Origin of the sequence: Serratia sp. T13T92 (genome assembly GCF_047530105.1) — a bacterium.
Taxonomy (GTDB): Bacteria; Pseudomonadota; Gammaproteobacteria; order Enterobacterales; family Enterobacteriaceae; genus Chania; species Chania fonticola.
This window is the reverse complement of the sequence record NZ_JBLJAK010000083.1, coordinates 1-7,866: the sequence shown is the minus strand read 5'-3', so window position 1 is coordinate 7,866 and position 7,866 is coordinate 1. Positions and strand designations below refer to the sequence as shown.

The 7,866-nt window shown below is 53.4% G+C and carries 8 protein-coding genes and 1 other annotated feature; of the genes, 5 read left to right on the top strand and 3 right to left on the bottom strand.

From position 1 onward, the window contains the following. On the top strand, nucleotides 1-248 hold a 248-nt coding region (locus tag ACMV5I_RS28835), incomplete at its 5' end, for a hypothetical protein (RefSeq protein ID WP_237735655.1). Nucleotides 249-285: 37 nt separating this feature from the next. Here ACMV5I_RS28835 and clpB read toward each other — a convergent pair. From clpB to rluD, 3 genes are all read right to left on the bottom strand, one after another. Further along, complete coding sequence (gene clpB / locus ACMV5I_RS28830; protein WP_202671595.1) at nucleotides 286-2,859, bottom strand: ATP-dependent chaperone ClpB; 2,574 nt, start codon at nucleotides 2,857-2,859, stop codon at nucleotides 286-288. Between the two features lie 130 nt (nucleotides 2,860-2,989). Continuing rightward, complete coding sequence (gene yfiH / locus ACMV5I_RS28825; RefSeq protein WP_121608808.1) at nucleotides 2,990-3,721, bottom strand: purine nucleoside phosphorylase YfiH; 732 nt, start codon at nucleotides 3,719-3,721, stop codon at nucleotides 2,990-2,992. Further along, nucleotides 3,721-4,698, bottom strand: a complete 978-nt coding sequence (gene rluD / locus ACMV5I_RS28820) for a 23S rRNA pseudouridine(1911/1915/1917) synthase RluD (RefSeq protein WP_024485187.1) — start codon at nucleotides 4,696-4,698, stop codon at nucleotides 3,721-3,723. The genes yfiH and rluD overlap by 1 nt, the downstream gene beginning before the upstream one ends. 132 nt (nucleotides 4,699-4,830) lie before the next feature. Between rluD and bamD the strand changes: the two genes are divergently transcribed. From bamD to pheA, 4 genes are all read left to right on the top strand, one after another. Beyond that, nucleotides 4,831-5,562, top strand: a complete 732-nt coding sequence (gene bamD / locus ACMV5I_RS28815; protein WP_021808131.1) for an outer membrane protein assembly factor BamD — start codon at nucleotides 4,831-4,833, stop codon at nucleotides 5,560-5,562. Between the two features lie 312 nt (nucleotides 5,563-5,874). Further along, nucleotides 5,875-6,219: a ribosome-associated translation inhibitor RaiA gene (raiA, locus tag ACMV5I_RS28810; protein ID WP_021182197.1), complete on the top strand. Its 345-nt coding sequence runs from the start codon at nucleotides 5,875-5,877 to the stop codon at nucleotides 6,217-6,219. 124 nt (nucleotides 6,220-6,343) lie between these two features. Continuing rightward, nucleotides 6,344-6,469 (top strand) — a sequence feature (Phe leader region). After that, nucleotides 6,345-6,392 carry a pheA operon leader peptide PheL gene (gene pheL, locus ACMV5I_RS28805; RefSeq protein ID WP_192958309.1) on the top strand — a complete coding sequence of 16 codons (48 nt, stop codon included), beginning with the start codon at nucleotides 6,345-6,347 and terminating at the stop codon, nucleotides 6,390-6,392. (Overlaps the previous feature by 48 nt.) 84 nt (nucleotides 6,470-6,553) lie before the next feature. Further along, nucleotides 6,554-7,711, top strand: coding sequence for a bifunctional chorismate mutase/prephenate dehydratase (gene pheA, locus ACMV5I_RS28800; RefSeq protein ID WP_021182196.1), 1,158 nt, complete (start codon nucleotides 6,554-6,556; stop codon nucleotides 7,709-7,711). The last annotated feature ends 155 nt before the right edge of the window (nucleotides 7,712-7,866 follow it).

Below are 7,866 nucleotides of genomic sequence, written 5' to 3'. Positions count from 1 at the left end.
CGGGTTGCTTCTTCCTGGCTGGGCGACTTGTTCTCGTTAGAGGAGTCGTTGTTCCCGGTCAGTGGAGGCGCATTATAGGGAGTTCTCAGAAGGGCGCAACCCCTAAATTCAAAAAACTTTTCAAGCGTTCAAAAAACCAGCCAAAACGTCATTTATGGGTATTTATTGAGCAAAAAAGGAAGGTTTTAAGCGTTTTGCTCGAAGAAAACCCGTCAACCAGGCTAAAGCCAAAGAAAAGGGGGCGGTAAAAACCGCCCCCTTCTATATAGCTACCAACAACTACTTTTATTGCTTGGCAACGATATGGTCGTTTTCTACGTCCAGCGTCACCGGTTTGCCTGGGATCAACTTGCCAGACAAGATTTGCTGTGCCAGCGGGTTTTCGATTTCCTGCTGGATAGCGCGTTTCAACGGCCGCGCACCATACACAGGGTCGTAACCGGTTTTGCCCAACAGCTCCAAGGCTGGCTCCGTAATACTGACTTCGTAGCCACGCTCTTCCAGACGCTGGTACAGACGCGCCAACTGGATCTTGGCAATCTGTGCGATATGTTTCTGGCCGAGCGGATGGAACACCACCACTTCGTCGATACGGTTGATGAATTCCGGACGGAAATGTTGGCTCACCATCTCCATGATCGATTCCTTCATCTGTGGATAGCTCATCTGACCGAAATGCTCCTGGATCAGATCGGAACCCAGGTTAGAGGTCATGATCACCACGGTATTACGGAAATCAACGGTACGACCTTGTCCGTCTGTCAGACGTCCGTCATCCAACACCTGCAGCAGGATGTTGAACACGTCTGGGTGCGCTTTTTCCACTTCATCCAGCAGGATCACTGAATACGGACGACGGCGCACCGCTTCTGTCAGATAACCGCCCTCTTCATAACCGACATAACCCGGAGGTGCACCCACCAGCCGCGATACGGAGTGTTTCTCCATAAACTCGGACATGTCGATACGCACCATCGCGTCATCACTGTCGAACAGGAACCCAGCCAACGCCTTACACAGTTCGGTTTTACCCACCCCGGTAGGACCCAGGAACAGGAATGAACCAATCGGCCGGTTAGGATCGGAAAGACCAGCACGGCTACGGCGAATAGCATTGGACACCGCGTTCACCGCTTCATCCTGGCCAATCACCCGTGAGTGCAGTTCCTGCTCAAGACGCAGCAGTTTGTCACGCTCACCTTCCAGCATTCTGGCCACCGGGATACCGGTCGCTTTCGCCAAGACTTCAGCGATTTCGGCATCGGTAACGCGGTTACGCAACAGCTTCATGGTCTTGCCTTCTGCCTGTGTGGCCGCCTCAAGCTGTTTTTCCAGCTCAGGGATTTTGCCATACTGCAGTTCTGACATGCGCCCAAGGTCACCTACGCGGCGCGCCTGCTCCAGCGTGATCTTGGCCTGCTCCAGTTCCGCCTTGATATTCTGGGTACCAGACAGCGAAGCCTTTTCCGCTTTCCACTCTTCTTCCAGTTCTGAGTATTCGCGCTCTTTCTGCTCCAGCTCGCTACTCAGCATTTCCAGGCGTTTCTTGCTGGCGTCATCCGATTCCTTGTTCAGTGCCTGCTCTTCCAGTTTTAACTGGATGATGCGGCGCTCCAGGCGATCGAGCGATTCCGGCTTAGAGTCCATCTGCATACGAATGCTGGAGGCGGCCTCATCGATCAGGTCGATGGCCTTATCCGGCAACTGACGGTCGGAAACATAGCGGTGCGACAGCGTTGCCGCAGCTACGATCGCCGGGTCCGTTATCTGCACGTGGTGATGCAGCTCATAGCGTTCTTTCAGGCCACGCAGGATGGCGATGGTGTCTTCCACGCTCGGTTCCGCGACATAGACTTTCTGGAAGCGGCGCTCCAGCGCAGCATCCTTCTCTATATATTGGCGATACTCGTTTAGCGTGGTCGCCCCTACGCAGTGCAGTTCCCCACGGGCAAGCGCGGGTTTGAGCATGTTGCCAGCATCCATCGCGCCATCGGCTTTACCGGCACCCACCATGGTATGCAGCTCATCGATGAACAGGATGACGCTGCCTTCCTGTTTGGAAAGATCGCTCAGCACCGCCTTCAGGCGTTCTTCAAATTCGCCCCGGTATTTCGCCCCGGCAATCAACGCGCCCATATCCAGGGAAAGCACGCGTTTATGCTTCAGCCCTTCGGGAACTTCGCCGTTGATAATGCGCTGAGCCAAGCCTTCAACGATGGCGGTTTTACCGACACCAGGCTCACCAATCAGTACCGGGTTGTTTTTGGTACGGCGTTGCAGCACCTGAATGGTGCGGCGGATCTCTTCATCACGGCCAATCACCGGGTCAAGTTTGCCCTGTTCCGCACGCTCAGTGAGATCGATAGTGTATTTTTTCAGAGCCTGACGCTGATCTTCAGCACCTTGGTCATCCACGCTGTCTCCCCCTCGCATTTGTTCAATGGCTTTGGCTATTTTGTCCGCTGTGGCACCGGCAGCTTTCAGCAGATCGGTCAAGTTACCGCGATCTTCAAGCACCGCCAGCACAAACAGCTCGGATGAAATAAACTTGTCTGCCCGCTTTTGCGCCAGCTTGTCGCACAGGTTGAGGACGCGTACCAGTTCGTGTGAGGGTTGAACATCCCCACCGGTACCTTCAACCTGCGGCAGACGAGATAATGCCTGATCGATGTCGGTACGCACTCGCGCAGCATCAATCCCGGCAGAAGTCAGTAATGGGCGAACCGTGCCCCCATCCTGATTGAGCAGGGCGCTCATCAGATGTAACGGTTCAATAAATTGATTGTCGCGCCCAAGGGCCAAAGACTGGGCATCGGCGAGGGCAAGCTGGAATTTGTTAGTAAGACGATCCAGACGCATAACACCTCCAATGTAGGTCAAAATTGCTACTGGAGATTAAATGAGGTCATCCCTCAAATTTTCAAGGTTATCTCGACACTATATTATGAGTACAACGTCATGCATCAGTGGATCGTCCTAGGGCAGTAGGTTATCTCACCCAGATCAAACTTGCCATACGTCCGGTTGTTCCGTCGCGCCGATAGGAGAAAAAATGACTCATTTCGTTCATTGTGCAACGATTACCGCCATAAATGGCGAAAATACCAGCACATTGCAAGCGCTGGCGAGCCAAAAGATAGAGGTCTGCGAGGAATTTTTCACCGTGGGGAGTAAAAGCGGCAGCGGCGGCGCTATCAATATCCATAAATGCCGCACGCACTTCAGCCCCAACTTCGAACCGGCTTGGGCCGATCGCCGGGCCTAGCCAGGCAGTGATGTTTTCTGGTGCCGCAGCAAAGCGCGCCACGGTATTTTCCAGCACGCCATGACATAAGCCACGCCAACCGGCATGCGCGGCAGCAACTTCATCACCCGCATGTGAAGCAAACAGCACCGGCAGGCAATCCGCCGTCATCACCGCGCAGACCAACCCGGCCACATTGCTGTAAACCGCATCGGCGCGCAAATCTTCAGGCGTTTGGCCATCCAGCGTCAGCACACGAGTGCCATGTACCTGTTCCAGCCACAAAGGCATCTGCGGCAAGCCAGCCGCCGTTACCAGACATTGGCGGTTACGCGCCACGGCCTGTGCATCATCACCAACATGCTCACCGAGGTTCAGCGAGTCGTAGGGAGGAAGGCTGACACCACCATGACGAGTGGAGCTGCAGGCTGTTACCCCTGCAGGCAGCGGCCAATCGGGTAAAATCAGCGAACTCATTACCAATCCATCTGATCTTTGAATTCTTCGGTATCGAGCTTCAGCGCGTTGATCAGATCTACCATATCCTGTGGGATTGGCGCATGCCACTCCATCTGGATACCGCTGATCGGATGATACAGGCGCAACATGGTTGCGTGCAGTGCCTGACGGTCAAAGCCGCGCAACGTGTTGATAAAGGCCTCTGACGCCCCTTTTGGCGGACGTGGACGGCCACCGTAGAGTTGATCACCCACTAGCGGATGGTCGATATACGCCATATGCACACGGATCTGGTGCGTACGGCCGGTTTCCAGGCGCAAGCGCAAACGGGTATGGGCGCGGAAATGTTCCATAATGCGGTAATGAGTCACCGCAGGTTTGCCCATTGGATGCACGGCCATGTGAGTACGTTTGGTGGAGTGGCGAGCAATAGGTTGCTCCACCGTGCCACCCGCAGTCATGGTGCCGATCGCTACCGCTTCGTACTCACGGGTGATCTCACGCTCCTGCAATGCCTCAACCAGGCGGGTTTGCGCCGGAACGGTTTTGGCAACCACCATCAGGCCGGTGGTATCTTTGTCCAAACGGTGAACGATACCGGCACGCGGTACGTCGGCAATCTCCGGGAAATAATGTAACAATGCATTAAGCACCGTCCCATCAGGATTACCCGCACCTGGGTGCACCACCAGGCCGCGAGGCTTGTTGATCACCAGAATATCGGCGTCTTCATAGACGATATCCAGCGGGATGTCTTGCGGTTCCCAACGGGCATCTTCTTCAATCTGTGCATCAATGGCGACCGTCTCTCCCCCCAGTACCTTCTCTTTCGGCTTGTTTATCGTTTTGCCATTGACCTGTACCCTGTCTTCCAGGATCCATTCTTTTATGCGAGATCTTGAATAATCAGGGAACAATTCGGCCAAAGCCTGATCTAAACGTTGTCCGAGTTGAGTTTCGGCCACCGTTGCGGTGAGTTGTACTTGTTGTGCCATATGCAGCTTCTTCGTTAACGTTGGGTTTTCACGGCGATGCCGTTTAATATAATGTGCTATTGTAACTGGTCTTTTGTCGGGAGCTTAACGGACAGTCTCCCAAAATAACACCCTGAGGATAATCTAAACGTCATGACGCGTATGAAATATCTGGTGGCGGCAGCCACGTTGAGCCTGGCGCTGGCAGGTTGCTCCACATCCAAGGATACGGTTCCCGACAGCCCGCCTTCGGAAATCTATGCTACTGCCCAGCAAAAACTGCAGGACGGTAACTTTAAGGGCGCGATTACGCAACTCGAAGCGTTAGATAACCGCTATCCATTCGGGCCGTACTCTCAGCAGGTCCAATTGGATCTGATTTATGCCTACTATAAATCTGCCGATTTACCTTTGGCACAGGCCTCTATCGATCGCTTTATGCGTCTAAACCCAACGCATCCGAACATCGACTACGTCATGTACATGCGCGGTCTGACAGATATGGCGTTGGATGACAGTGCACTGCAAGGCTTCTTCGGGGTTGACCGTTCTGACCGCGATCCACAGCATGCCCGCGCCGCATTCCGCGACTTCAGCCAGCTGATCCAGCAGTATCCGAACAGCCAATACGCGACCGATGCCTACAAGCGTCTGGTATTCCTGAAGGACCGTCTATCCAAGTACGAGCTCTCAGTGGCGGAATACTACACTAAACGTGGCGCTTACGTCGCGGTAGTTAATCGCGTTGAGCAGATGATGCGTGAATTCCCGGATACCAAAGCGACGCGCGATGCGCTGCCGCTGATGGAAAACGCCTATCGCCAGTTGCAATTGAATGCTCAGGCCGACAAGGTAGCGAAAATCATCGCCGCGAACGCGTCTTGAGTCTTTGAGATAGGCACAAAAACAAAACGGCAGCTTCGGCTGCCGTTTTCATTTGCTGTAAATTCAGCCATTTTCAGGATAAATACACAAGCAAAAACACGGTGTTAGCAAGGCTGCACCACCGGTTAACCTATCGATAATGCGCGTTCTGCTGCCAAGACTCAAGCGTTAGATGGCAGTTTCAGACGCTAAATCACAGATTGAACTAACTTTGCAAAAAGTGACAAAAATTTGTGTTTTCCATCACGCATTTCGGCAAAAAGAGCGGTATGCTGAATCTATCCAAGACGGAAAGACAGAGAGGTAAGTTATATGACACTCAACATTACCAGCAAACAAATGGATATCACCCCCGCAATCCGTAATCATGTCGAAGACCGTCTCAGTAAACTGGAAAAGTGGCAGGCGCAGCTGATCAACCCACACATCGTCTTATCTAAAGAACCTAAAGGGTTTGCCGTCGACGCTACCATTACCACGCCTAACGGTCCGCTGGTTGCCAGCGCCAAACATGAAGACATGTATACCGCCGTTAATGACCTGATTGCCAAACTTGAGCGTCAGTTGAACAAGGTACAACACAAAAGCGAGGCACGCCGCGCTTATGCCAGCGTGAAAGACCTGGCTCCGGTAATCACGCAGGAAGAAGAGGAATAACCCTGCAAGTGATTGTTTCACATCAAACGCGCCCGAGGGCGCGTTTTTTGTCTGCCGGTTTCTATTGACACAATGAAAAGCCAGCGGTTACTTTAAACCCTGATTTACACACATTTTGGAACGCCATGAGCCGTAAACCGTTTTTCTTCGCATTCTTTTTTACCTTCCCCTGATTGGGAGGCGTTTCGTCGTGTGAGAAAGAATGCGAAGACGAACAACCAAGCCTCCTCAAGCAGGGGGCTTTTTTTATGGCTATTTGACAACCCGCCCCGCTGGGCTTCAAGCTGCGGCTTGCAAGACGACGGGATTAGAAGAATACAAGGCAAAGCTGATTATGACTGATAACCCGTTACTCGTGCTGCGCGAACGCATCAGCGCACTGGATATGAAATTGCTGGCCCTGCTGGCAGAGCGTCGTGAACTGGCGGTGGAGGTGGGCAAAACCAAACTCCATTCGCACCGCCCGATCCGCGATAAAGAGCGTGAGCGCGACCTGTTGGACGCCTTGATCAGCGCGGCCAAACCTTATGACCTCGATGGTTTCTACGTCACCCGCCTGTTCCAGCTGATTATCGAAGACTCCGTGCTGACTCAGCAGGCCCTGTTGCAGCACCAACTTAACCAGACCAGCCAGCATTCCGCGCGTATTGCCTTCCTGGGGCCAAAAGGCTCTTACTCACATCTGGCCGCCCGCCAGTACGCCGCCCGCCATTTCGATCAGCTCATCGAATGCGGCTGTCAGAAATTCCAGGACATCTTTACCCAGGTGGAAACCGGCCAGGCGGATTACGCCATTTTACCGATCGAGAACACCAGCTCCGGCTCTATCAACGATGTGTACGACCTGCTGCAACATACCAGCCTGTCGATCGTGGGTGAGTTAACCTTGCCGATCGATCACTGCGTGCTGGTAGCCAGCGACACCGATCTGCAGCAGATCGAAACCGTTTATAGTCACCCGCAGCCTTTCCAGCAGTGCAGCCAGTATTTGAACCGCTATCCCCACTGGAAGATTGAGTATTGCGAAAGCACCGCCGCCGCGATGGAGAAGGTCGCCAAGCTGAACTCGCCAAAAGCTGCGGCGTTGGGCAGCGAGGCCGGTGGAGCACTGTACAACCTGCAGGTGCTGGAACATAACCTGGCAAATCAGCAGCAGAACATCACTCGCTTCATTATTCTGGCGCGTAAGGCGATTGAGGTTTCTGAGCAGGTTCCGGCCAAAACCACGCTGATCATGGCCACCGGTCAACAATCCGGTGCTCTGGTGGAAGCCCTGTTGGTGCTACGTGATAATGGCATCATCATGACCAAGCTGGAATCACGCCCGATCAACGGTAACCCGTGGGAAGAGATGTTCTACATTGATGTGCAGGCTAACCTGCGTTCTGTGGCGATGGAGAAGGCGTTGAAGGGGCTGACACCGATCACTCGCTCGCTGAAAGTGCTGGGCTGTTATCCAAGCGAAAACGTGGTGCCGGTCAATCCGTCTTAAATAGCAAAAAGGGTTCGGCTATGCCGAACCCTTCAGACTGATGACGAACCCCATTATTTTGATGGGGTTCGTTGTTTTTAGCGACCGTAGGTCGCGATCGCGATATTTTCCCACCACACTGCTTTTTGCTTTTTCTGAGGGCCTCTATGGGGCTC